The 22955-nt window shown below is 54.4% G+C and carries 16 protein-coding genes; 8 read left to right on the forward strand and 8 right to left on the reverse strand.

Annotated elements, in window-relative coordinates:
- The first annotated feature begins 238 nt into the window (after positions 1-238).
- Positions 239-2836, forward strand: coding sequence for a bifunctional aconitate hydratase 2/2-methylisocitrate dehydratase (gene acnB, locus QWY20_RS13335; protein ID WP_330129507.1), 2598 nt, complete (start codon positions 239-241; stop codon positions 2834-2836).
- Between the two features lie 89 nt (positions 2837-2925).
- Positions 2926-3348: a secondary thiamine-phosphate synthase enzyme YjbQ gene (locus tag QWY20_RS13340; protein ID WP_330129508.1), complete on the forward strand. Its 423-nt coding sequence runs from the start codon at positions 2926-2928 to the stop codon at positions 3346-3348.
- Positions 3349-3356: 8 nt separating this feature from the next.
- Here the strand turns inward: QWY20_RS13340 and QWY20_RS13345 are convergent, their stop codons facing one another.
- Together QWY20_RS13345 and QWY20_RS13350 are read right to left on the reverse strand one after the other, a co-directional pair.
- Complete coding sequence (locus QWY20_RS13345) at positions 3357-5789, reverse strand: helix-turn-helix domain-containing protein (RefSeq protein WP_330129509.1); 2433 nt, start codon at positions 5787-5789, stop codon at positions 3357-3359.
- A 132-nt stretch (positions 5790-5921) separates the two neighbouring features.
- Complete coding sequence (locus QWY20_RS13350; protein WP_330129510.1) at positions 5922-7154, reverse strand: multifunctional CCA addition/repair protein; 1233 nt, start codon at positions 7152-7154, stop codon at positions 5922-5924.
- Positions 7155-7231: 77 nt separating this feature from the next.
- On the opposite strand from QWY20_RS13350, the gene QWY20_RS13355 reads away from it, so the two are divergent.
- Positions 7232-8146, forward strand: coding sequence for an ExeA family protein (locus QWY20_RS13355; protein ID WP_330129511.1), 915 nt, complete (start codon positions 7232-7234; stop codon positions 8144-8146).
- Between the two features lie 90 nt (positions 8147-8236).
- Positions 8237-8995: a general secretion pathway protein GspB gene (locus tag QWY20_RS13360; RefSeq protein WP_330129512.1), complete on the forward strand. Its 759-nt coding sequence runs from the start codon at positions 8237-8239 to the stop codon at positions 8993-8995.
- Between the two features lies 1 nt (position 8996).
- Here the strand turns inward: QWY20_RS13360 and QWY20_RS13365 are convergent, their stop codons facing one another.
- Together QWY20_RS13365 and putA are read right to left on the reverse strand one after the other, a co-directional pair.
- Positions 8997-10142 (reverse strand): HD-GYP domain-containing protein, encoded by a 1146-nt coding sequence (locus tag QWY20_RS13365; RefSeq protein ID WP_330129513.1) that lies wholly within the window; start codon positions 10140-10142, stop codon positions 8997-8999.
- Positions 10143-10293: 151 nt separating this feature from the next.
- Positions 10294-14064, reverse strand: coding sequence for a bifunctional proline dehydrogenase/L-glutamate gamma-semialdehyde dehydrogenase PutA (putA, locus tag QWY20_RS13370; RefSeq protein WP_330129514.1), 3771 nt, complete (start codon positions 14062-14064; stop codon positions 10294-10296).
- Between the two features lie 145 nt (positions 14065-14209).
- On the opposite strand from putA, the gene QWY20_RS13375 reads away from it, so the two are divergent.
- Positions 14210-14695, forward strand: coding sequence for a winged helix-turn-helix transcriptional regulator (locus QWY20_RS13375; RefSeq protein ID WP_091339548.1), 486 nt, complete (start codon positions 14210-14212; stop codon positions 14693-14695).
- A 32-nt stretch (positions 14696-14727) separates the two neighbouring features.
- Here the strand turns inward: QWY20_RS13375 and QWY20_RS13380 are convergent, their stop codons facing one another.
- Positions 14728-15327 carry a TIGR04211 family SH3 domain-containing protein gene (locus tag QWY20_RS13380; RefSeq protein ID WP_330129515.1) on the reverse strand — a complete coding sequence of 200 codons (600 nt, stop codon included), beginning with the start codon at positions 15325-15327 and terminating at the stop codon, positions 14728-14730.
- Positions 15328-15389: 62 nt separating this feature from the next.
- On the opposite strand from QWY20_RS13380, the gene QWY20_RS13385 reads away from it, so the two are divergent.
- Entirely contained in the window at positions 15390-16400 is a 1011-nt protein-coding gene (locus QWY20_RS13385) for a CYTH domain-containing protein (protein WP_330129516.1), read from the forward strand.
- A gap of 8 nt (positions 16401-16408) precedes the next feature.
- The gene (glnE, locus tag QWY20_RS13390; RefSeq protein ID WP_330129517.1) at positions 16409-19204 is read left to right on the forward strand and encodes a bifunctional [glutamate--ammonia ligase]-adenylyl-L-tyrosine phosphorylase/[glutamate--ammonia-ligase] adenylyltransferase; all 2796 of its coding nucleotides are present in this window, start codon (positions 16409-16411) and stop codon (positions 19202-19204) included.
- On the opposite strand, the gene QWY20_RS13395 is transcribed toward glnE, so the two are convergent.
- The 3 genes from QWY20_RS13395 to tolC all read right to left on the reverse strand — a co-directional run bounded on the left by QWY20_RS13395 (position 19201) and on the right by tolC (position 22195).
- A complete protein-coding gene (locus tag QWY20_RS13395) occupies positions 19201-19773 on the reverse strand; it encodes a TcpQ domain-containing protein (RefSeq protein WP_330129518.1) in 573 nt (190 codons plus the stop codon). The two genes, glnE and QWY20_RS13395, sit on opposite strands and share 4 nt — an antisense overlap.
- A 41-nt stretch (positions 19774-19814) precedes the next feature.
- Positions 19815-20738, reverse strand: coding sequence for an LpxL/LpxP family Kdo(2)-lipid IV(A) lauroyl/palmitoleoyl acyltransferase (lpxL, locus tag QWY20_RS13400; RefSeq protein ID WP_330129519.1), 924 nt, complete (start codon positions 20736-20738; stop codon positions 19815-19817).
- Positions 20739-20863: 125 nt separating this feature from the next.
- On the reverse strand, positions 20864-22195 hold the full coding sequence (gene tolC, locus QWY20_RS13405) for an outer membrane channel protein TolC (protein ID WP_330129520.1): 1332 nt from the start codon (positions 22193-22195) through the stop codon (positions 20864-20866).
- Between the two features lie 116 nt (positions 22196-22311).
- Between tolC and nudF the strand changes: the two genes are divergently transcribed.
- Entirely contained in the window at positions 22312-22938 is a 627-nt protein-coding gene (nudF, locus tag QWY20_RS13410) for an ADP-ribose diphosphatase (protein ID WP_330129521.1), read from the forward strand.
- The last annotated feature ends 17 nt before the right edge of the window (positions 22939-22955 follow it).

The following is a 22955-nucleotide window of genomic DNA, read 5'->3' on the forward strand; positions in this document are numbered from 1 at the left end:
AGTCGCATGGCGACTGCCTGTTTTCGTGCCAAGACTTCCTGCAAGCATAGATAAACTGGTCTTACCATTTTATTCAGCCAGTTTATACCGGTTATAACCGGATACGACTTCAGGCCAATGTTCATCAGGCACCTAATTTCTTATAATCACGCAGGTACAATTCCAGAGTCGACGCCAGCAGGCAGCGCAGTTCCGGCCTGAACCATGCAGCGTCACCAACGACCAAGAGGACATTACAGTGCTACAAGAATATCGTGATCACGTCGCCGAGCGCGCGGCAGAAGGCATCCCGGCCAAGCCGCTGAATGCTGAACAAGTGGCAGCCTTAGTCGAGCTGCTGAAAAATCCACCTCAGGGTGAAGAAGCCTTTCTGGTCGATCTGCTGGAAAACCGTATTCCACCTGGCGTGGATGAAGCTGCTTATGTGAAAGCCGGCTTTTTAGCTGCGGTCGCTAAGGGTGAGACCAAATCCCCTTTAGTCACCCCGGAGCGTGCTACGGAGCTGCTGGGTACCATGATGGGTGGTTACAACATTGAGCCCCTGATCAGCCTGCTGGACCATGCTACGTTGGCACCGCTGGCTGCCAAAGCGCTGTCGCACACGCTGCTGATTTTTGATGCTTTCCACGATGTCACCGACAAAGCCGAAGCGGGCAATGCCTTTGCTAAGCAAGTGCTGGCCTCCTGGGCCGAAGCGGAATGGTTCAAAGCCAAACCAGCGCTGGCAGAAAAGATTACCCTGACGGTGTTTAAAGTCACCGGTGAAACCAATACCGACGACTTGTCACCGGCGCCGGATGCCTGGTCACGGCCGGATATCCCACTGCATGCGCTGGCGATGCTGAAAAACAGCCGCGAAGGCATTGAGCCGGAAGAGCAGGGCGTGCGTGGCCCGATCAAGCAATTGGAAGCCCTGAAAGAAAAAGGTTTCCCATTAGCCTATGTCGGCGATGTGGTCGGTACCGGCTCGTCGCGTAAATCCGCCACCAACTCGGTGCTGTGGTTTATGGGCGACGACATCCCCTACGTGCCCAACAAGCGCGGTGGTGGTTTCGTACTGGGTGGCAAGATTGCACCGATTTTCTTCAACACCATGGAAGACTCTGGCGCGCTGCCGATTGAAGTAGATGTCTCCAACCTGAACATGGGTGATGTGATTGATATCTATCCGTATCAGGGCAAAGTGTGCCGTCATGGCAGTGACGAGGTGGTGGCTGAATTCAGCCTGGCGACCGAAGTGTTGCTGGATGAAGTGCAGGCTGGCGGCCGTATTCCGCTGATCATCGGCCGTGGCCTGACCGACCGTGCCCGTGAGTTTCTGAAGCTGGAACCATCCACGGTGTTCCGTCGCCCAAGTGCCAAAGACGACAGTGGTAAAGGCTTCACTCTGGCGCAGAAAATGGTGGGTAAAGCCTGTGGCGTGGCGGGTGTGCGTCCTGGTACTTACTGCGAGCCTAAGATGACTACGGTCGGCTCCCAGGATACCACTGGCCCGATGACCCGTGACGAGCTAAAAGATCTGGCCTGTCTCGGTTTCTCGGCCGATCTGGTAATGCAGTCGTTCTGCCATACCGCCGCCTATCCAAAGCCGGTCGATGTCGATACGCACCACACCCTGCCTGATTTTATTATGAACCGTGGCGGTGTGTCCCTGCGTCCGGCCGATGGCATTATCCACTCCTGGTTAAACCGCATGCTGATGCCTGATACCGTCGGTACCGGTGGTGATTCACACACCCGCTTCCCGATCGGTATTTCTTTCCCGGCAGGTTCTGGTTTGGTCGCTTTTGCTGCGGCAACCGGCGTGATGCCGCTGGATATGCCAGAGTCGGTGCTGGTGCGCTTTAAAGGTGAGATGCAGCCGGGTATTACCCTGCGTGACCTGGTGCATGCGATCCCGTACTACGCCATTCAGCAAGGTTTGCTGACGGTGGAGAAAAAAGGCAAGAAGAACATCTTCTCTGGCCGTATTCTGGAAATCGAAGGCTTGCCGAACCTGACTGTTGAGCAGGCGTTTGAGCTGTCCGATGCCTCGGCCGAGCGCTCTGCTGCCGGTTGTACCATCAAGCTGTCGGAAGCTTCCATTGCCGAGTACCTGGAATCCAACATCGTGATGCTGAAGTGGATGATTGCCGAAGGCTATGGCGATCGCCGCACCATCGAACGTCGTATTCAGGCGATGCAGGAATGGCTGGCCAAGCCAGAGCTGATGGAAGCCGATGCCGATGCCGAGTACAGCGAAGTGATTGAAATCGACCTGAGCGAAATCAAAGAGCCGATCCTTTGTGCACCGAACGATCCGGACGATGCCCGTCTGTTGTCGGAAGTGGCTGGCGATAAGATTGATGAAGTCTTTATCGGCTCTTGCATGACCAACATCGGTCACTTCCGCGCTGCGGGTAAGCTGCTAGACAAACACAAAGGTCAGCTGCCAACCCGTTTGTGGATTGCCCCACCAACCAAAATGGACCAGGCGCAGCTGACCGACGAAGGCTATTACAGCATCTACGGCAAAGTCGGTGCCCGCACCGAAATGCCAGGTTGCTCGCTGTGTATGGGTAACCAGGCGCGGGTCGCTGAGAACTCCACCGTGGTATCGACTTCTACCCGGAACTTCCCGAACCGCTTGGGTCAGGGCGCAAACGTCTACCTGGCGTCGGCCGAACTGGCTGCGGTCAGCTCCATCATTGGTCGTCTGCCAACGGTGCCTGAGTATCTGGAGTACGCCAAGCAAATTGATGCGACAGCGGCCGATACTTACCGCTACCTGAATTTCCACAAAATGCCGCAGTACACCAAAAAAGCGGACAATGTGATTATTCAGCAAGCGGTGTAATCCGCAGCTACAATCCTAAAAAGACCTGCTGCGGCAGGTCTTTTTTTGACTTAAAATCGAACCAGCTCCTTACCATAGGCAACACAATAATGCACTACATTCAACGAGAGCTTCGGTTATCCCCGTATCGGCGTGGCTTTCATTTGATCACGCAGGATATCATCCGTGCGCTACCGGAATTGGCGATGGTGCAGCAGGGGTTGCTGCATGTGTTTATTAAACACAGCTCGGCATCGCTGACCATCAATGAAAATGCCGATCCAACTGTACGCGGCGATTTTGAACGTTTTTTCAACCGGGCGGTGCCGGAAAACGAGCCTTACTACCAACATACAGATGAAGGCCCGGATGACATGCCGGCCCACCTGAAAGCCAGCTTGCTCGGCAGCAGTGTGACGGTGCCAGTCACCGCAGGGCGGCTAAATTTGGGCACCTGGCAGGGTATTTATCTGGGCGAGCACCGCGATCACGCCAGCGGCAGAACCCTGGTGCTGACGCTGCATGGCAGTTAAGTCCACTATCAGGCCAGCAAAGCCAGTTTAATCTCGCCGTACGAGTACTGCTCGCCAAGGGCTTCTTTCAGGGCTTTCAGGCTATCTGCACCCAGCCGTTTGGCTTCCTGACGAATGGTGGCTAGCTTATCCGCTGAGACCAGCTCGGTCAGTTCCAATTCCCCCTGCGCCACGTAATGCGCCAGATGGTTTTCGATGGTGCTCCGAACCAGGCCGCGACGCTCGGCAATTTGCTCCAGGCTGAGCCCCTGCTTGAACAAGGTAAAGCTCTCCAGCCGGCTATCAACTTTGTTGCTGCGCGTCGTGGCTTTGGCGGGGCTGGCTGTCGCCAGGTTGGGCTGCAGATCCTGTTGTTGGCAATAATCGGCCACCAGCTGCAGCAGTGCATCGCCGTATTTTTCGACGGTAGCCGGGCCTACTTTGGGCAGGGCCAGCAAGGCGGAAGCATTGCCAGGCAGGGCATTGGCAATATGCAGCAGCACCTGTTGATGCAGAACTCGAAAGTGCGCCACCTGCTCGCTGCTGGCCTTGTCAGCGCGCCAACGCTTGAGCGCTGCAAACAGCTCAGGGTGTTGCAAATCATCCAGCGCAATTTTTGCGACGGCTTTTTTGGCTGCACTTTGCTTGCTGGTATCGATTTGTGCCCGCGCCACCGCTTCCAGGTAGTGACTGCTGGTAAAGCCCTGCTGCATGCAGTGAAGTGTAGCCTGTTTAATGGCGAGCTGCTGGCGCAGCTGCTCGATGTTTTTGGTCAGCTGTTTGCGGATGGCCTGATTGTCCGTGTCAAAACCAAATGCATCCAGCCAGGCTTGCAAAGCAGTCAGCTTATCACTGAAATAATCGCCAGCCTTGTTCAGTCGTTCCAGCAGGGGGGATTGCTGCTGTGGCTCCTGCTGAGGGTGGAAAAGCGACTTGAGTTGACGCTCGAAGTTGCTGGCCACCGGCAGCACCTCGGTATCAAGGCTCTGACGGATAGCCGCCAGCTGGTCAGCGCTGCTGCAGCGGATCAGTGACTGCTGCTGGTGCAGCAGAGTACTGAGGTTGCTAAGTTGGCGGCCCAAAGGGCTGAAGTCAAATGCATCCAGCAACAGCGCTTGCTGGTAGTCAATTTTGGCCTGTTGCACCTGAGCTTGGTCCGGTAGTCTTTGCTCACGGCTAAACTGGCTAACGGCCTGGTCGGTCAGTACCGAGCGTGCCGAGAGCGGTGTCTTTAGTACCAGACCGTCAAAGCGTTTGCAGCGACTGAGGGCGACATAGAGCTGGCCATGTGAGAAGGCCGCTTCGCCGTCGATGATGGCTCGCTCGAACGTCAGGCCCTGGCTCTTGTGAATGGTTACCGCCCAGGCAAGTCGCAGTGGGATCTGCTTAAAGCTGCCAATCACCTGCTCCTGGATAGCGCCTGATGCCTTGTCCAGGCCGTATTTGATGTTATCCCAGCTGACGGGCGACAGCTGGATATCCTGTGCTTCGCCGGGGCAGCGCACCCGTACCGACTCTTTATCCAGTTGGGTGATGACACCGGTCTTGCCATTGTAATAGCGCTGCTCGGCGTTATCATTTCGCATAAACATCACCTGAGCCCCTACTTTTAGCAGCAGTGTTTCGGCTACCGGATAGTTTTGCGACGGATAATCGCCTTCAATCACGGCGGTAAACTCCAGTCCAGGGCCTGGCAGCTTGGCCAATTGCTGCTCATTGATGGCATCGGCACTGTGATTGTGGGTGGTCAGGGTAATGTAATCTTCCCCCGGTGCAGGTTGAAAGTCGGGTTGATAGCGGCTGTTTAGCAGGGTGAGGGCGGTGCCATCCAATTGATTGGCGCGCACTTTGTTCAGCAACTCAATAAAGTGCGGATCGGACTGGCGGTAGACCCGCTGCAATTCAATGGTCAGCCAGGGCGTTTGTTGCAGCGCCTTGCTTGAGAAAAAGTAGCCGTTGTCGTAGCTGCTTTTTAGCAGCTCCCAATCCTGCGCTTTGACGACCGGCGCCAGCTGATGCAGATCGCCAATCATCAGCAATTGCACCCCGCCAAAAGGCTGGTTGTTGCGCCGGTAACGTCTAAGCACGGCATCGACCGCATCCAGCGTATCGGCCCGGACCATACTGATTTCATCAATGACCAACAGGTTCAGACTACGGAGCAGATTGATTTTTTCCTGACTAAAGCGCTGTGGTTGCACCAAGCTGCTGCCCGGCAGCCAGGGACCAAAGGGCAACTGAAAGAATGAGTGCAGGGTAACACCACCGGCATTCACCGCAGCCACGCCGGTAGGCGCCGTCACCACCATGCGTTTGGGCGAGTGCTGCTTCAGCTCACGCAGAAAGCTGGTCTTGCCGGTCCCGGCTTTGCCGGTTAGAAACAGGTTGCGGCCGGTATGCTCTAGCAGCTCTCTGGCCAGCTGTAGCGGCTCGTTGATGGTTGAGACTGGGGTCTGTGCCATGCGTTGTCGTCTTTGCTGTTCGAGTGGTATCCTAGCCAAAAGTTAGACTTTATGATGCAAAAATGCAAATTTATTGTTTTATGCTGGGGTTGTGCTGTGCAGAACCCTTTTCGACATTGCAGCCGATCGGTATCAATCCATACTCTGTAGGTGCTTTGCCTGCTGAATCGCCTCCAACCGTGCCTGCTGCAGTGCTTGCTTGATGGCATCGCCTTTCATACCTGGCTGAATCAGAGCTTTGATATCAACGGCCTGAGCGGCGGCGGCGAGCTTCGGTAATAACTGCTCGGCCGGGTAGTCGGCCTTTTCAAAGCCGGTACGGCCGCGTAAATCGGCGATACAGCAGCGGATAATGGCATCCAGTCGCTCGGGTTTGCGCCAGAGGTCAATGCCATCAAACAGTTTTAACACGGTGCTGGCTTTGAGCTCTGTCGCTCGATGGATCAGTTGATGGTACTGGCAGACCAAGAGCGCCAGATCCCGGCAATCGTTCGGGACTTTTAAGCGCTGACACAGCTGACGGATCAGCGGTAAACCGGTGTGCTCATGGCCATGATGCGAAGGCCAGTGCTCTGGCGGGCTAACGCCTTTGCCCAAGTCATGCACCAGGGCGGCAAAACGAATATCGATGCGATCAGACAGCTGCGCCGCCTGCTGCAAAACCAGCAAGGTATGCACACCGGTATCAATTTCCGGGTGCCATTTGGCCGGCTGGGGAACGCCCCAAAGCGCATCGAGCTCTGGCATCAGCTGCTTTAAAGCACCGCAGCGTCTTAGCAATTCAATAAAGGCTTCCGGGTGCTGGGTGCTCAGCGCTTTACTGAGTTCCTGCCAGACGCGCTCTGCGCTTAATGCCTGCAGCTCACCGCTGTCACTCAGTTGCTGCATCAGGGCAAGGGTGTCGTCGGCCACCTGAAAACCCAGGTGGTAGTAGCGGGCATAAAAACGGGCCACTCGCAGCACCCGCAATGGATCTTCGGCAAAAGCCGGCGAGACATGGCGCAGCAGCCGCGCTTTCAGATCCGCCACACCGCCATAGGGGTCGACCAGACTGCCGTCTTCGGCTTTGGCGATGGCATTGATGGTCAGATCACGCCGGGCTAAATCCTGCTCCAGCGTGACATCGGGCGCCGCGTAAGTCACAAAGCCGGTGTACCCCGAGCCTTGTTTGCGCTCGGTGCGGGCCAGCGCATATTCTTCTTTGGTTTTGGGGTGCAAAAAAACCGGGAAGTCTTTGCCTACTTGCTGGTAGCCTAAATCCAGCAGTTGTTGCGGGTGCGCGCCCACCACCACCCAATCCCGCTCGTGAAAGGGATAACCAAGCAATTCATCGCGAACAGCACCGCCAACAAGATATATCTGCACAGGCTTTTACCTTGAGTGTTTTTTTGCCATTATACCCATCCACTGAAACTTTTCAGCGATTAGCACAGGAAGCGCGCATGTACACCGGCTTTTTTGGCCTGCACAGCCAGCCATTTTCGATAGCTCCGAACCCGGATTTTTTGTATCTGAGTGGACGTCACGCTGAAGCCCTGGCGCATTTACGCTATGGCCTCGGCGATGCCGGCGGTTTTGTCTTGCTTACGGGCGAGGTGGGTACCGGTAAAACCACGGTATCGCGGGCTTTACTGCAGGAACTGGACGAGCAGACTGAGCTGGCTTTTATTTTGAATCCCACCCTGTCGGAGCTGGAACTTTTAGCCACCATTTGCGACGAATTACGCATTCGTTACAAAAAATCCGATGCCAGCCTGAAATTACTGGGCGATAAAATTAAAAATCGCTTGCTGAAAAACCATCAGCAGGGCAAACAAACCTTGCTGATCATCGATGAAGCGCAGCACTTGCAGCCGGTGGTGCTGGAGCAACTGCGGCTTTTGACCAATCTGGAAACCAACAGCCGCAAATTATTGCAGGTGATTTTGATTGGTCAACCCGAGTTGCAGCAATTATTGCAGCGTTCTGACTTACGACAGCTGGCGCAGCGCATCACGGCGCGGTACCATCTGATGCCATTGACTGAAGCAGAAGTGCAGCAGTATTTAAGCTACCGCCTGAAGGTGGCAGGTTCCGAGCGGCCGGTATTCGAAGCGGCCGCAGTGCGGCAGTTGTATCAGCGCAGTCAGGGCATACCGCGCTTGCTGAACCTGCTGGCCGACAGAGCCATGCTGGCAGCCTTTGCCCGTCAGAAACCTCTGGTAGGCAAAACCGAAGTGCAGCAGGCGGCGAAAGAAATTTTACCGGCCAGTGCTAGCCCTGCGCAGGCCGCGCAGCCTGCGCTCTGGCTTTGGTTGCTGGCGCTGGTTCCGTTGATGGCGGGCCTTGGCTTTGTATTGGCCCGTGTCTTGGGTTAGAGGTATGGAGCATTATTCCAGGCCATCCGCAACGAATGTGTTGGGTTGGCAAGCAGCAAAACAAAGCTTACCGCTTTGCAGGAGTGACGCATGTCCATTTTGATGGATGCTTTAAAACAGCAACAAAATATCACTGCCAGTACCGCAGTCTCCGGCCGGGTTGCGCCTTTCTGGCTGGGAGTGCTGGCCGGTGCGGCAGTGCTCAGCCTGGCGCTGGCAGCTGGTTATTGGTTGGGTACAAAGCAGAGCTCTGTTGCAGCAGCTGTGCCTGCTCAACAAACTGAGCCTGCAACGGTAGCCAGCCAGCAACAGATCCTGGCGGCCTTATCCGAGGTGCCTGTTGCCACTCGCAGTGATGCTGCTGCGAGTGAGGAGGCCGCAGCAGCGGAGCCTGCCGTTGTCAGTCAGTCAGTGCCGGCAGAACCCGAGCCCATGAACATTGCCGCGGAACCCGAGGCTCGTCCTGCCCGGCCCTCCATGCCATCGCTGGATGAACTGGAAGCAACCGAAGTGTCGGCAGAGCTGCAGCAACGTTTTTCGCAGGTGATGGACGAGCTGGAACAGTTCGGGCAGCGACGTGAGCAAGTGCGGGTGCACGATGCGCCTGCACGGGATATTTCTGAGCTGGCTCCTCAGGTGCAGCACCAGTTACCACCCATGCGCTTTGAAGCTCACGTCTTTGCCAGCGTGCCCTCAAGGCGCTGGGTAAAAGTGAATGGCCGCACCTTACAGCAAGGGCAGTGGCTGAGTACCGATATCCAGGTGGTAGAAATTCATCCAAACCATGTGGTCCTTCGTTACCGGCAGCAGGAATTCAGTATGGCAGCACTGAGTGAGTGGCCAGGTTAATTCAGAGGTAGTTGCTGGCTTCTAAACCGTATTGCTCTAAGTCGACACAGTAGTCAATGAACTCTTCCTGATGTTTCGCCAGGTCCAGCACTTTTGCCGGTAAATGATGTTGATGCTGGCTGTGGTAGAACACTTTGACTTTAGGCTGGGTTGGTTTTTTCGGGTTATTTTCCAGCACCAGTGCCAGCTTGCCACTGTGCAGTTTGACCACACTGCCAGGCGGGTAAATGCCAATGCAGCGAATAAAGCGTTGGGTTAATTCACTGTCGAGTTGGCCGGGCGTTTTTTCCAGTAACTTCTTGCTGGCAAGCTGCGGGTTCAGCGGCTTCTTCCTCATGGGGTGCGACAAGTTATCGTACTGATTGACAATCGCCAGCATGCGGGCACCCTGGCTGATCTGATGGTTCTTTAAACCTTTCGGCGAGCCACTACCATCCAGGTGAGCGCAGTGCTGAGCGACCCACAACGACACCTCTGCCGGTAAACGACTCATCGGCGCCAGCAGCTTCAGGCTGGCAGGGATAGCATCGACATCACTGGTTGCTTCACCAAGCGTGACTTTGCCCATATCGTGCAGCAAAGCAGCCATAATCAGATCCTGCACCAGACCTTTTGCCAGCTGCAACTGTTGACCAAAAGCGGCCATGTAGACCGCGCAATTGATGGCATGTTGCAACAAGTCATCGCTGCTCTGGGCAATACGGCTTAAACACAGCAGCACATCCTGATTGCGACTGACGCTATCGGCCAAACCACAACTGACTTCCTGCACCAGTTCCAAATCGATGGCTTGCTGGCGGCGACAACTATCAAACAAGCGGCTTTGTTTGTGCTTCAGTTGCTGCCAGGTTTTTTCTGCCTTTGGCAGCTCAGCAGAAAAGTCGACCCGGATGACTTCACTTTCTGCAACGACAGTCGCCGGGCTGTCCACGCTTCCGGCAGCATCGTGTTCCACTGGAGGCTTGCGGGCGGCCAGATCCGGATCGATCCAAACCCGCAATACGCCTTTTTTACGCAGCAGCTCAATGGTTTTCTGGCTGCGCACCAGGCCGGCTTCTTTGATCAGCACATCACCGGTTTGCTGGCTGACGCGCACCACAAAATCACCCGGTTGCAATTGCTGCAAAGTTACTTCCTGCAAAGCCATCGACTGGGGGTTCCTCAAACTGCTCCAATTCAGTGTATAGTGTAGCTTAGTAACGCTAAATTAACAGTGGGTCGGTTAGCGTACCCGGAATAAAAACAGCCAGACTTGTTGGGTCTGGCTGTTGTCTGCTGTCCGATAATAACTGCGGCGGTTAAATATTATCCGCCATCGTCATCAGCGAGGCGTTGCCACCAGCCGCCGTGGTATTAACCGTAATGGTTTTTTCGGTCACCAGACGGTGCAGCAAACGATGATCTGCTGGGGTGGTAATGAGCGGCAAAATCGCGCCTTCGCGACTGGCTATCAGCTCACCAGCCAATGGCTTAATCGCCGTACCAGACTGTACAATGGCACCCGCCAGATCAGGAGCGGAAAGCAGGGTGGTCATGCTGGTGAGCTTAATCACCGCCATTAAGTGAGCTGGCATACCGGCTTGCACCAGGGCTTTCACCACGGCTTCTGCCTCTGGCAGATCTTGCTCTTCCACCGCAGTGATCACGGCATTACCTGCGGCAATGGCTGTCAGGGCGCTCAATAACCAGTGGCTGAAATCCGCTGTCTCATCACGCAGCAAAGCCAGGGTGCCGCGAGGTTCCAGCCACAGGGTATTGCTTTCCCCCGTAGGGCCTGGCAGACGGATCGGTTGGGCCAGTTCTTGCTCAATCAGCCGCAATTGACTACGGGCCACAGAAATTACCTGCTCCAGATCCGGCTCCAACTTGGCTACTACGGTATTGGCTGCCAGAGATGCCAGGAACTGGCGCAACACGGAGCTGCGCTGATAAATCGGTGTCTGCTGCCAGATGGCCTGGGCTGAAGCCGCCGCCGGCATGGCGTAAGCGACTGCCCGGCTGGTGGTTTCTGCCAGTAATAAAGTTCTTTTTTGCTCAGAAAGTTCCGCATCTTCGATGGTCAGATTGTCTTTCACCAGACGGCTTAAGTAGAAAGGGCCACCTGCTTTGGGGCCGGTGCCGGATAAGCCACGGCCACCAAAGGGTTGCACACCGACCACAGCGCCAATCATGTTGCGGTTAACGTAGATATTCCCTGCTTTGATCGACTGGGCGACCCGCTCAGTGACTTCTTCTATCCGGCTGTGTACACCCATGGTCAGGCCATAGCCGGTAGCATTGATCTGTGCAATCACTTTATCCAGCTCCGGGCCTTTAAAGCGGATTACATGCACCACAGGGCCAAATACTTCCCGCTCCAACAAGGTCAGATCGCTGATCTCATACAAATGCGGTGCGAAGAAAAAGTGCCGATCACCCTCAGGAATTGGGCAGGCATAGTGCAGCGTGGCTTTATCGCTTAAATACTGCACATGGCTGCTCAGACGCTCATGCGCCTTGGCATCGATCACCGGGCCAAGATCGCTGGACAGATAAGCTGGATCGCCGACAGTCAGCTCTTTCATGGCACCAACCACCATCTCAATGACCTGATCGGCAATGTCTTCCTGCAGGAATAACACCCGCAGTGCTGAGCAGCGCTGGCCAGCACTTTGGAAACCCGATGCGATCACATCATCCACTACTTGCTCTGGCAAGGCGGTGGAGTCAACAATCATGCAGTTCTGGCCACCGGTTTCGGCAATCAAAGGCACCGGCTCACCGGAGCGCTCCGCCAGCTTACGCGCTATCCAGCAACCGGTTTCGGTCGAGCCGGTAAACATCACCGCCTGGATACGCTCATCCGGCACGATGTGTTCACCAACCTGACGGCCCGGGGCGATCACCAGCTCCACCACACCTTCCGGCAAGCCACATTGCTGCATAATTTCCAGCGTGCGAATAGCAATCAGACTGGTTTGCTCGGCAGGTTTTGCAACCACGGTATTGCCGGTAACGATAGCAGCGGCGACCTGACCTAAGAAAATTGCCAGCGGGAAGTTCCAGGGGCTGATGCACAGCACCACACCACGCGCTTCACTGTCTTCCGGTAGCTCTTCAGCACGGGCGGCATAATAACGGCAGAAGTCGACCGCTTCACGGACCTCGGCAATACTGTCCTGTAGCGTTTTCCCCGCCTCTTTGATGCAGATGGTTAGTAATTCATCCTGATGACTTTCCAGTGCATCGCCGATTTTGCGCAGTAAATTGGCACGAACAGCGACCGGAGTTTGCGACCAGCTGTCAAAGGCTTGTTGGGTTTTTGCCAGCAATGCCTGCATGGCATCTGCATCGGCGTATTGAATGTAACCAACCACTTCATCCAGATTGGCCGGGTTGGTGACCGGATGACTGTTGCTTGGCTGCTCCAGTTTGGCAATCACATCCAGCCAGGATTCCATCGCTTGTTTAATGGGGATCAGTTGATCGCAATCGCTGATGTCGGTACCGCGAGAGTTCAGACGCTCACTGCCATACACATCGGCTGGCAGCGGGATTTGGCGGTTGCGTTTTTGCCGCCAGTTACGCACGGTTTCCAGCGGGTCGGCCAGCAGGCTTTCGACCGGAATGGTTTCATCAATGATGTTGTTGACAAAAGAGCTGTTGGCGCCGTTTTCCAGTAAACGACGTACCAGATAGGCCAGCAAGTCGGCATGTTCTCCCACCGGTGCATAAATACGGCAAGGCACTTTATCTTCACGGACCACCTGATCGTACAGCGCATCGCCCATACCATGCAGGCGCTGGAACTCAAACCCGCTGCGATCCGGTGCCATTTCCAAAATGGTGGCCACGGTGTAGGCGTTGTGGGTGGCAAACTGTGGGTAGATGGTATCGCGATAGGCCAGCAGCTTTTTCGCGCAAGCCTGGTAAGACACATCGGTGGATGGTTTGCGGCTAAACACCGGGAAGTCATGCAGGCCTTCTACCTGACTGAGTTTAATTTCAGTATCCCAGTAAGCGCCTTTCACCAGACGTACCATCATCTTACGACCGACTTTTTCGGTCAGCTCACGCAGCCAGTCAATCACATGAATGGCACGTTTTTGATAGGCCTGCACAGCCAGGCCAAAGCCTTCCCAGCCATCCAGCGCCGGATCGCTGAATACGGCTTCAATAATATCCAGTGACAGATCAAGCCGGTCGGCTTCTTCGGCATCGACGGTAAAACCAATGTTGTACTGTTTGGCGGCTACAGCCAGTTGTTTCAGGCGGGGAATAAGCTCTGTCAGTACCCGGTCGCGTTGGGAAAACTTGTAGCGTGGGTGAATAGCCGACAACTTCACCGAAATGCCAGGGCTCTTAAAGGGGCCTTTGCCCACAGCTGCTTTGCCGATGGTCTCGATGGCGGTCAGATAGCTTTGGAAATAGCGCTCGGCATCGGCCATGGTGCGGGCGCCTTCGCCCAGCATGTCGTAGGAGTAGGTATAGCCGCGCTTTTCCTGTTCTTTAGCCCGTTCTATGGCGCTGCTGATGGTGGTGCCCATCACAAACTGGGTACCCATGATTTGCATGGCATAACGCACGGCCTGGCGAATGACCGGCTCACCCAGACGACCACAGGTGCGCTTTAACAGGCCAAATTGCTGGGCTTTTCGCTCATCGCTGTAGTTAACCATTTTGCCGGTCATCAACAAGCCCCAGGCCGAGGCATTGACAAAAATTGATGAGCTGTTGCCGAGGTGCGAACTCCAGTTGCCCTTAGCCAGCTTATCGCGAATCAGTCGGTCCATGGTGTTGTTATCAGGAACCCGCAACAGCGCCTCAGCCAGACACATCAGCACCAGACCTTCTTCGGTCGATAACGAGAACTCATTCAGCAGGGCATCGACGCCGCCTTTACCGGTCTGGGCTTTGCGAATAGCCAGCACCATCTGACGGGCCCGTTCCCAGGCCCGGCTGCGGGCATTGTTGCCAATATCAGCCAGAGGTAGCAAATAATCCAGCACCTGATCTTCATCGGCACGGTAGAAGTCACGAATTTTTTGGCGCAGAGGGTTGGTGGCCTCCAGTGAGTCACGAAATAACATCAAAACCTCCCGATAAAAACCATAGCTAAGTATGACGCGCATTCTAGGAAAAAGTTGACCAAATAGGGTGGTTTATTTTGCCTTTAAACCGGATATAATTCGGCCAAATGGCGAATTCGCCCTAAAAATTACTGCGAGCCTGCCCATGGTCAAAGTACGTGCCCTTGATCGGATTGATATGAATATTCTGGAAACCCTGCAACGTGAAGGGCGTATTTCCAATGTTGAGCTGGCACGGCGGGTCAATTTGAGCGCCAGCCCTTGCATCGACCGGGTGAAAAAGCTGGAGCAGGAAGGCTACATCGAGCGTTATGGCGCTCAGCTCAATGCCAGTCGCCTTGGTTTTGGCACCACCGTGTTTATCCAGATTACGCTGGATAATACTACCAGCGATGTGTTTGATCGCTTCAAAGAGGATGTGCTGAAGATCCCCCATGTGGTGGAATGCCATATGGTAGCGGGTGGCTTCGATTACTTACTTAAGCTGCGCTTGCCGAATATGGATGCCTATCGCATCATTCTGGCCGAGATTGTCGATTTGCCCGGCGTGATTAAAAATCATACCTATGTGGTGATAGAACAAGTAAAGAAAGACGAGGGATTGCCACTCAAGGCCAACGAACAACTGTAAAAGGCCTGCCCAGGTAGACAGGCCTGGATGACTTACATCCAGCGTTCGCTGTTTTTACGCCGGGGCATCAGCAACGGCAGCAGCAAGCCAAGCAACAGGCCAAAACCCAGAATGGCCGCACCCAGTACTTTGGGGTTTTGCCAGACACTGCTGTGTTCGGCATCAAACTGCATTTTTAACTGCTCGTAAGCGGTATTGGCCACCTGCAACTGCTCGCGCATCCGGTTGTATTCTTCGGTACGGGCAGACAGCTCGCGATTTAATTGCTGGTTCTGCTGTTGTAGCTCATCAAGCGTTGATTGGTGCTCAGCCAACTGCTCATTCAACTGTTGCAGCTGCACCGCCATGCCCGGTGAGGTGGACACATACTGACCCGGCAGCCAGCCACGACGATTGCCCTCAAACTGGATCTGAACATAGCCTGAGTCTGCATCCCGGTCCAGCAACTGGATGGAATCACCTGCATTGACGGTACCAATAATACGGAACTGGTTACTTGGACCGGAATGAACATACACAAACAAGGCATCGCTGATAAAAGCAGGTTCGGCAGTGTCGCTGTAGCTGTGTGATGGAAAAATAAGCGCTACACTTAACAACAGTGTACAGACAAAAGCGGTGGTTCTGAACATGGGCCATCCCGTGACGGTAATTAGTTGGTTTTACTAAGTTCGTATCAGGATGATAGGGAGTTGTGATCGAATTGACAAGTCTGGCAGGAAAAGTCTTGTTGGCCTTGCTCAGTTATTTTAAGGTAGCAGAAAAGAGCTGGCGGAAAAATACCATGGCGATGGAAGTTGAGTTGAAGTTTTTGCTGCAATCAAGGCCAGCTACCGAGCTGGAGACCTTACTAAAGCCCATGGTGCAACAGCTGCAAGCGGGCAAGGCCTTGCATTTACGCAATGGCTATTACGACACCCCTGAACACTGGTTTCAAACCCATGGCATGGGATTGCGCAGTCGTCAGCAGGATCATGACATCGAACACACCATCAAATTGGCGGGTAAGCAACACGGTGCTTTGCATGCGCGGCAAGAATACAATGTGCAAGCCAGCCAGTTAGTCCCTCAGTTGGCCGCATTTCCGGTCACTATTTGGCCGGAGCATACGGATGTCCCTGCTCTGCAACAGCAATTGACCGAATTATTCCGCACCGATTTTTGTCGTAAGCCCTGGCTGTTAACGCTGGCTAACCATACGCTGATTGAGTTGGTGCAGGATGAAGGGCAAATCATCACAGCCGATAGTCAGCAGCCGATTTGTGAGCTGGAGTTGGAACTAAAATCCGGTGATGTCAGCCAGATCTTTGTCCTGGCCCGGCAATTGGTCGCTGCCTTGCCACTTAGGCTCGGTGTGCAATCCAAAGCGGAACGCGGCTATCGTTTGACCGGCTCCAAACCGCTGCAGGTGAAGGCGTTGCCCACCGAGGCCAGCCCGATGGTGTTGCTGCGGTTGCTACAACACAATGAAGCCTGTTACATGCAGGAACAGAGCCCGGATGCAATGCTGACGGTCTCTTTGGCGCTGAACCGGATTGCGCAGTGGCTGAAAACACAGCCCACGTTGCAGCGCTGGCAGCCTATCTGCACTCAGTTGTCTGCCAAAGCAGCGCAAAGCAAAGCCGACCAGCAGTTATTTTATGGCTCCGACTATAATTTGCTGTTGCTGGCATTGTCTGAGTACTTCCTAAACGCTGAGCAATAACCCCTTTGATGAATGCATTAGACAAAGCGCTGGCACTCTGCCAGCATCTTCCAGGCTTTACCGCACTGACTGAAACAGAGCAGCAGCGCATAGGCTGGTTATGCCGCTGCAGCCCTTTTTTAAGCCGTTGCCTGCAGCAGCAACCCGGATTGTTGCAACTGCTGCTGGATGATACCGTACTGGCAGCGCCGCTGGATGTGACTGATCCGCTGGCCGGCCTGGCAGAGCAGGATGAAGCCAGTGTATTTAAAGCCATCCGACTGTTCCGCCATCGTAGCCTGGCTCAGTTGCTGGCTGCTGATGTGCTGCAGTTAAAGCCCATCGCTCAGGCGTTGCAGGAAGTATCGGCGCTGGCAGAGCGTTGCATCAACAGCGCCTATGACTGGGCCTATCAGCAATTAGCCGCTCAGTGGGGTACGCCTTTCACCGACAGCGGCCAACCGATGCCCTTATTGATCTTAGGGATGGGCAAACTGGGCGGTGGCGAGTTGAATTTCTCCTCCGATATTGATCTGATTTTTACCTATCCACACAACGGCGAAACTCAGGGTGGCCGCCGCAGTGTCGAGCATCATCAGTTTTTTCTACGGCTCGGCCAGAAGGTGATCGCAGCCTTGCATCAGGTCACTGCCGATGGCTTTGCTTATCGGGTCGATATGCGGTTGCGGCCTTTTGGCGACAGTGGGCCTTTGGTACTCAGCTTTGCTGCGATGGAAGATTATTATCAGGAACAAGGTCGGGATTGGGAGCGGTACGCCATGCTCAAAGCCAGGGTGATGAATCCGGATGGCCAGTACAGCACCGAGCTTAAGCAATTGCTGCGACCTTTTGTCTACCGGCGTTACATTGATTTTTCGGCCATCGAGTCGCTGCGCCGTATGAAGCAGTTGATTGAGCAGGAGAACCGTCGTCGTAATCGCAGCGACAACATCAAGCTGGGTGCCGGTGGCATCCGTGAAGTAGAATTTATTGTGCAGACGCTGCAGTTGATCCGTGGTGGCCGCATCCCACAATTGCAAACGCCGTCTATCTTGCAGGCGCTGCCACAACTGACAATGCACGGCTTACTGGATCAAACGCAGCAACAGCAGCTCACCAACGATTATCTGTTTTTACGTCGGGTCGAACAGTTGCTGCAGGGGATGGACGACCAGCAAACTCAAACCTTGCCGGAGCAAGCAGATCAGCAAGCTTGCCTGCTGGCCATGCTGCAGCTCAGTGACTGGAGCGAGCTACAGCAGCAAGTTACCGATGCGATGGCTCGTATTCACCAGGAGTTTTTGCAGGTGATTGAACCGGAAGAAGCTGCTGAACCAGATGAGTTGCTGGTAGGCAAGCTGTTGTGGGACAGTGCACAAAGTGCCGATGAGCTGGCTGAGCAGGTGGATTGGTTAAGCGCCGAGCAAGCCGGCAAGCTGGTGGCTCAGGTGCTGGATTTTCGGCAGGAGTCTCAGCGTCGGGCGGTAGGGCCAAGAGGGCGTGATTATCTGGCTCGTCTTATTCCGCAAGTGCTGCATTTACTGGCTTCCAACCAGGCCGGTGTCTCGGTGCTGGAGCGGGTGTTGCTGGTGTTTCGCAGTGTGATGACCCGCACTGCCTATCTGGAGCTGTTGTTTGAAAATCCCTCTGCTTTGCAGCAGTTGGTCACTTTGTGCAGCCAGAGCCAGTGGCTGACTGAACAGCTGGCTCGTTACCCGATTTTGCTGGATGAGTTGATTGACCCGGCGCAGCTGTATCAAGTGCAAACCAAAGCCGATTACCAGGACAGGGTACGACAGCGGCTGCTTCGTGTGCCGGAAGAGGATCTGGAACTGCTGATGGAAAGCCTGCGTCAGCACAAGCAGGCCCAGCAATTGCGGATTGCGGCGGCTGATATCAGTGGTGCCTTGCCACTGATGCAAGTCAGTGATCATCTGACCTGGCTGGCTGAAGCCATGATGGAGCAAGTGGTCGAGCTGGCCTGGCAGCAAATGGTAGCGCGTTATGGCTATCCGGCTGGTTTGACGATGGGGAGCGACAAAGGCTTTGCGGTGCTGGCTTATGGCAAGATGGGGGGGCTGGAGCTTGGCTATGGCTCTGATCTGGATCTGGTGTTTGTGCACAATTGCGATAGCCTGGCGCCCACCTCAGGTGAGAAGGCCATCGACTCGCGGCAGTTTTATCTGAAGCTGGTGCAGCGCATTCTGCACTTATGCACCACCCGTACGGCCAGTGGTGTGCTGTACGAAGTGGATACCCGCTTACGACCATCCGGCAACTCCGGGCTATTGGCGATTCATGTGCATACCTACCGTGATTATCTGGCAACTGAAGCCTGGACCTGGGAGCATCAGGCGTTGGTCAGGGCACGTCTGGTCTATGGTGATGCCATGATTGCCGGTCAGTTTGCTCAGATCCGGGCTGATATTTTAAGCAAAGATCGTGCAATTCCCTCTCTGCAACAGGATGTGCTTGGTATGCGCGACAAATTACGTCAGCATCATGGCAGTGACAACGAGCAGCTGAAGCATGCCCATGGTGGTTTGATTGATCTGGAGTTTATCAGTCAGTATCTGGTACTGGCATATGCCAGCCAGCACCCTGCGCTCTACCAGTACAGCGACAATATTCGGATTCTTGAGGCTGCCGGTGAGGTAGGGTTATTAACTCTGGGGGAAGTTGAAGCGTTGCAGCAGGCCTATCAATTGATGCGGGCGGTACTGCATCGTTTAACGCTGCAACCCGTGCTACCACCAGAGTTGTCTGGCTTGGATGATGCTAAAGCCGCAGTGCAGGCGGTGTGGCAAAAGTTATTTAAAGTTTAACGCCGGCTTAGCTGCTGGCAGTTTTGTTGCACATAGGCACTGGGCTTATCGGTAATCACCAGCGCCCGTTCATTGTGACAGAGATAGCTGAAGATTGGGCTTGGGAAATTTGGGCTGATTGCAGCAGCGACTTCAGCGACCGCTGCCGTCATGCTGCCGTTGGTTTGAAAGTAGTGTTTGACCACATAATCCCGCGGCAAGGTCCAGTAAAGCTCCAGGCCTTCAGCCTGGGCATATTCTTCCAATTTGGTTTTGACGGTATCGCCTTCACGAAAGCGGCGGTCAGTTTCACGCCCCTGCCAGTTTTCTGCCAAAGGTGAGACTTGCATAGCTCGCTGCTGCAGTTGCTGTGTCAGGCGGTGACTGGTATCCGGCAAGCTGATGACAAAGTCACTCAGCTGGATATCGGCAAGGCTGCCACGGATCCGTTCGTAAAAGCTGCTGAGGCCTTCGGCTGCGCGGTTGCTTTTCTCCCGATCCAGAGTAAAAAAATCAGGGCGAAACAGCAGCAAGTACAGCAAGCCAGATAGCAGCACTGTGATAATCAGACTTCGGATCCAGAACCACATGGTAGGTACCCCGTGAAAATGCCAGCTATTGATTTGGTAACTTAGTATAACCCCGGATCGTCCGGATTGGGACGGGTTTTAAAGCGCCGGTGCAACCACATGTACTGCTCTGGCGCACGCAATACTGCTTGCTCTACCCAGGCGTTGATACGGCGAACATCGGCGGCATCATCACCGGAGGGGAACTGTTCCAGTGCCGGCAAGCACTCTATTTCGTAGCCCTGACTGCCAGGTAAGCGCCGGGTATACACCGGAATGACCTGGCAGTTGGCATGGCTGGCAAATAGCAAAGTACCGGTGGTGGTGGCGGTTTCTTCAACCGCGAAAAACGGCACAAATTCGGCTTTTTTGCGGCCGTAATCTTGATCTGGCAAGTAAAAACACACTTCGCCTTCATCCAACGCCTGCAGCAAGGCTTTCACTTCCCGCTTGCCAATCATGTATTTGTTGGCTTTGATACGGCCACGGTACTGCAGCCAATCCATCAGAGGGTTGTTGTGTGGCCGGTAAAACCCAACGCTTGGCAAGCTAAAGCCAAAAATCCGGCCGCCGGCTTCTAAATGCAGCATATGGGAGGCCAGCAGCAATACACCTTTGCCGGCATCACGTGCTGCCTGGATGTGCTCAAAACCTTTTATCACGCCAAAGCGCTTCAGGCGCCAGGCCGGCCACCACCAGCCGATGATGGTATCAAACAGAGCCCGGCCGCTTTCTTTAAAATTAGCGCGCAGCAACTGCTCCCGTTCTTCGGCCGTTTTTTCCGGGAAGCACAGTTCGATATTGCGCCTGGCTACTTTAGCTCGTGATTTCAGCAGCTTTAACAGCAACAGGCCGATGCCATCGCCAAGCTTCATCAATACGGCATACGGCAGCCAGCTGATCAGCCATAGCAGGGCAGAGCCCAGCCAGATACCCCAGTAGCGGGGATGCAGAAAAGACCATTGAAATTGCGGCGCTTTAACCACCCCAAGCCCTCAGTTTGTCCTAAAGGGGGCTATTGTAGCGGAAAAGGATGGTCAGACAAAAGGTTAGGTCTGCAAAACAACGAACGCAGCGGCAGCTGCGTTCTCAGAGGCTATCGGGATTGGACCTATCGCAGCGTCAGAGCGCGGTTGATATCGGCCAGATCCTGTTCGGTCAGATTACCAGCGGCCAGCTTCAAATCCAGTACCGATAAGATGTAATCGTAACGGGCGCGAGACAGATTACGACGCGCATCGAACAGGTTACGGGTACTAACCAGTACATCGACAATGGTACGGGTACCCACTTCAAAACCGGCTTCGGTCGCTTTCAGCGCGCTTTCAGCAGAGACCACCGCTTGCTCCAGCGCCCGGATGGACGAGGTCAGGGCTCGGACATTGTTGAACGAGCTGCGGACCTGCCTTACGGTGCTGCGGTAGGTTTGCTCTACCAGCTCACTGGTTTCAACGAAGTTAGCCTGGGCCACATTGACGCCGGCATTAGTAGCACCACCACTGTAGATAGGTACTCTGACAGTAATACCAATAGAGCTATTATCCTGACGAGGACCTGTACCGCGCTCTATAAAGTTCTGATCGTAACCCCTGGCTTTGCTGCTGCCAATACTGGCTTCCAGCCCAACGGTTGGCAGATGGCCGGCCCGGGCGCGGTCAATGTCAATCCGTGCGATTTCAAGGCCGATACGCTGCGCCTGCAGTTCGAAGTTGTTTTCTTCAGCGATGCTAAGCCATTGCTGTGGCTCAGCCGGGCTCAGTGGAGCCGTGCTGAACAAGTCGGTATTCAGACCAGCCAGTTGGCTGTGGTACTGGCCGGTGATTTCGCGCAGTTGCTCCAGTGCAATTTCCAGATTGTTTTCGGTGGCAATTTCACGCGCAACCGCATTATCAAACTGGGCCTGGGCTTCGTGTACGTCGGTAATAGCGGTTAAACCGACGGCAAAGCGCTGTTTGGTTTGTTCCAGTTGGCGCTCAATGGAGCGTTTCTCGGCCTGGATAAAGGTTAAATCATCTTTGGCCTTTAGCACATTGAAGTAGGCATCGGTAACCCGTACGATCAGAGCCTGAGCAGCACTGTTGTAAAAGGTCTGGGCTTGCAGTGCCTGTTTCTCTGCAATATCCAGGTTCTGCCAATTGCGCCGGTCATAAATGCTTTGATCCAGACGAAAGCCTCCGCTTAGCGTGGTTCTGTCGTCGCCAAAGGTCCAGTCGCGCTGATCGGCCCTGGTCAGGCTGGTGCTAAAACCAATGCTCGGCAGTAAGTTAGCTCTGCTGATATCGATTCGGGCAGCTGCGGCATCTCGGCTGGCAGCTGCGCGCTGGATCACCGGATCTTTTTGGGTAGCCAATTGATAAACGCTTTGCAGGTTGTCAGCCAGAGCTGGCAAACTAAATACGCCAAAGGACGAGCACAACAGGGTAGCGACTAATTTTTTATGCATGAGCATGGGATCCTGAGTGAATCAAACTGAGTAAATGATAACCTGTTTGTGGTTTGAGTGTGAAACCGTAAACCGTAAAGTTATCCCTTCAAATGTAACAGAATGTGAGTACGCTGATGTCAGAATTCAAGGCCATAGAGTATCCTGTTTTTTCAGCAAAAGATGTAGAGATACGCGACCAAAGCACGGTTTTTCAGGGTTTCTTCAAAATTGATCGTTACACCTTACGGCATAAATTGTTCGCGGGTGGCTGGAGTGATTGGATGCAGCGGGAGATTTTTGAGCGTGGTCATGCGGCCGCTGTATTGCCGTATCATCCACCGAGCGATCAGGTGGTGCTGGTTGAACAGTTTCGCGCCGGCGCTTTAGCATCGTCGCCCAGTCCCTGGCTACTGGAAATCATTGCTGGCATGGTGGCGCCCGGTGAGACCATGACAGAAGTGGCTATACGCGAAAGTCGTGAAGAAGCCGGGCTGGTGATTACGGAGCTCACGCCGATGCTCAGTTATTTATCGAGCCCGGGCGGCACCACCGAGCGTATTCAGTTGTATTTTGCTACACTGGACACTTTGCCAGCCGAAGGGATATTTGGGCTAGCGCATGAGCACGAAGATATTCGGGTGCACCTGATCCCAAGGCAGCAAGCCTTGCAATGGCTTGCTGAAGGCCGCATAGATAATGCAGCGACAGTGATTGCATTGCAGTGGTTGGCGCTGCATTATAGCCAGCTGTTTCCAGCATAGTGCAGTGTTCACCGTGC

It is taken from the genome of Alkalimonas cellulosilytica, from assembly GCF_036325985.1.
GTDB lineage: Bacteria > Pseudomonadota > Gammaproteobacteria > Enterobacterales > Alteromonadaceae > Alkalimonas > Alkalimonas cellulosilytica.

What these genes read in the sequence shown, in the direction of transcription:
- QWY20_RS13340 (WP_330129508.1), top strand. Translation starts at nt 2,926, where the DNA reads ATGCACTACATTCAACGAGAGCTTCGGTTATCCCCGTATCGGCGTGGC.
- QWY20_RS13345 (WP_330129509.1), bottom strand. Translation starts at nt 5,789, where the DNA reads ATGGCACAGACCCCAGTCTCAACCATCAACGAGCCGCTACAGCTGGCC.
- QWY20_RS13355 (WP_330129511.1), top strand. Translation starts at nt 7,232, where the DNA reads ATGTACACCGGCTTTTTTGGCCTGCACAGCCAGCCATTTTCGATAGCT.
- QWY20_RS13360 (WP_330129512.1), top strand. Translation starts at nt 8,237, where the DNA reads ATGTCCATTTTGATGGATGCTTTAAAACAGCAACAAAATATCACTGCC.
- QWY20_RS13365 (WP_330129513.1), bottom strand. Translation starts at nt 10,142, where the DNA reads ATGGCTTTGCAGGAAGTAACTTTGCAGCAATTGCAACCGGGTGATTTT.
- putA (WP_330129514.1), bottom strand. Translation starts at nt 14,064, where the DNA reads ATGTTATTTCGTGACTCACTGGAGGCCACCAACCCTCTGCGCCAAAAA.
- QWY20_RS13375 (WP_091339548.1), top strand. Translation starts at nt 14,210, where the DNA reads ATGGTCAAAGTACGTGCCCTTGATCGGATTGATATGAATATTCTGGAA.
- QWY20_RS13380 (WP_330129515.1), bottom strand. Translation starts at nt 15,327, where the DNA reads ATGTTCAGAACCACCGCTTTTGTCTGTACACTGTTGTTAAGTGTAGCG.
- glnE (WP_330129517.1), top strand. Translation starts at nt 16,409, where the DNA reads ATGAATGCATTAGACAAAGCGCTGGCACTCTGCCAGCATCTTCCAGGC.
- QWY20_RS13395 (WP_330129518.1), bottom strand. Translation starts at nt 19,773, where the DNA reads ATGTGGTTCTGGATCCGAAGTCTGATTATCACAGTGCTGCTATCTGGC.
- tolC (WP_330129520.1), bottom strand. Translation starts at nt 22,195, where the DNA reads ATGCATAAAAAATTAGTCGCTACCCTGTTGTGCTCGTCCTTTGGCGTA.
- nudF (WP_330129521.1), top strand. Translation starts at nt 22,312, where the DNA reads ATGTCAGAATTCAAGGCCATAGAGTATCCTGTTTTTTCAGCAAAAGAT.